General features: G+C 66.1%; 2 protein-coding genes. Both read left to right on the forward strand.

Annotated features, from left to right (window positions below):
• A partial coding sequence (locus AC1D00_RS39245; protein ID WP_477014374.1) for a nucleotidyltransferase family protein occupies positions 1-1,025 on the forward strand: 1,025 nt, incomplete at its 5' end.
• Positions 1,022-1,869 (forward strand): Gfo/Idh/MocA family protein (locus AC1D00_RS39250; protein WP_477014375.1); only part of this gene is annotated, 848 nt, incomplete at its 3' end. The genes AC1D00_RS39245 and AC1D00_RS39250, both read left to right, overlap by 4 nt.

Below are 1,869 nucleotides of genomic sequence, written 5' to 3' on the forward strand. Positions count from 1 at the left end.
TCGGAACGCAGGCGACCGTGGGCGAGGCCATCGCCGCGATCGAGAGCGGCAGCATCCAGATTGCGCTGGTGCTCGACGACCAGAACCGCCTGCTCGGCGTGGTCACCGACGGCGATGTCAGGCGCGGGCTGCTGCGCGGCATTCCGCTCGCCGGACTTGCGATCGACATCATGAACCGCGCGCCGGTGTCGGCACCTGCGACGCTGCCGCGCGACGACCGCCTGCATCTGATGCGGCAAAAGTCGATCAAGCAGCTCCCGCTTGTCGACGAGGGTGGCCATCTGGTCGTGGTCGAGACGCTCGATGAGCTGCTCGAACCGCGCCATAACGCAAATCCGGTATTGATCATGGCGGGCGGCCTCGGCGAACGCCTGGGCGCGCTGACGCGCGACCTCCCGAAGCCCATGCTCAATGTCGGCGGCCGGCCGCTTCTCGAAACGATCGTCCGCAACGTGGTGCAGCAGGGGTTTCGCAACATCTACATCTCGGTCAACTACAAGGCCGAGACGATCAAGGACTACTTCGCCGACGGCGCCGCGTTCGGCGCCAATATCCAGTACGTGCAGGAGACCGAACGCCTGGGCACCGCCGGCGCGCTCGGGCTCTTTGCGACACCGCCGGATCTGCCGATGATCGTCACCAACGGCGACATCCTCACCACGATCAATTACGGAGCGCTGCTCGACTTCCACAACGGAACGCCGGCGGAAGCGACGATGGCCGTTCGTGAGCACAAGGTGCACGTCCCGTATGGTGTGGTTTCGACCTCGGACGGCTTTCTCCAGGCCATTCGCGAGAAGCCGACCGAAAGCTGGTTCGTCAGCGCCGGCATCTATGTGATTGGAAGCTCCGTCTTCAGCCATGTCACGCCCGGCGTCAGCATCGACATGCCGACCGTGCTGGAGCGCGTGATCGCCGACAAGGGACGCGTCGCGGTCTATCCGATCCGCGAATACTGGCTCGACATCGGCCGCCTGGAGGATTTCGAACAGGCGCATGCGGAGTTTCACGAGGTCTTCCCGTGAGCTCGACAACCGCCGTCGTGATCGGCCTCGGCTCGATCGGCACGAGGCATGCGCGGGTCCTGCGTGAGCTTGGCCTTCGGGTCGCGACCGTGAGCCGCCGTGACGGCGGCGACTATGGGTCGATCGTGCAGGCTGTCGCGAGCGCGCATCCGGATTACGCAGTGATTGCCACCGAGACCGCACGCCATGCCGACGACCTGCAAGACCTCGCGCAGGCCGGCTTCCGCGGCGCGGTTCTGGTCGAGAAGCCGCTGTTCGCAACAGCGGCGGCTCCGCCGAAATATCCATTCGCCCATGTCAGTGTCGGATACAATCTTCGCTTCCATCCGGTCATGACGGCGCTCGTCGAAAGATTGCGCGGGCGCGAGGTGATCACGGTCGCCGCCTATGTCGGCCAGGACATCAGGGACTGGCGGCCCGGCCGCGACCATCGCACGACCGCATCCGCAACGGTTGACGCCGGCGGCGGCGTCCTGAGGGATCTCAGCCACGAGCTGGACTATCTCCTGTGGCTGTTCGGGCCGTGGCATCGTGTCGCCGCCCTCGGCGGCGCGTCCGGCGCACGCGACATCGACGTCGATGATCACCTCGACCTGCTGCTCGATATGCAGCGGGCGCCATCGGTCCACGTGCACATGGACTACCTCGACCGCCAGGGCATCCGCCGCATTCGCGTCAATGTCGACGACGACACAATCGAGGCCGACCTCGTCGGCAGCCGCCTCGTCGTCAACGGCAAGGCGACGGACTTCGCCAGCGAGCGCGACCAGAGCTATCGCGACATGCATGTCGCGGCGATGCGGGGCGCGCGCCCGGCCTGCTCCCTGCCCGAAGCACTCGGCGT

The organism is Bradyrhizobium sp. P2_E8 (genome assembly GCF_056403875.1).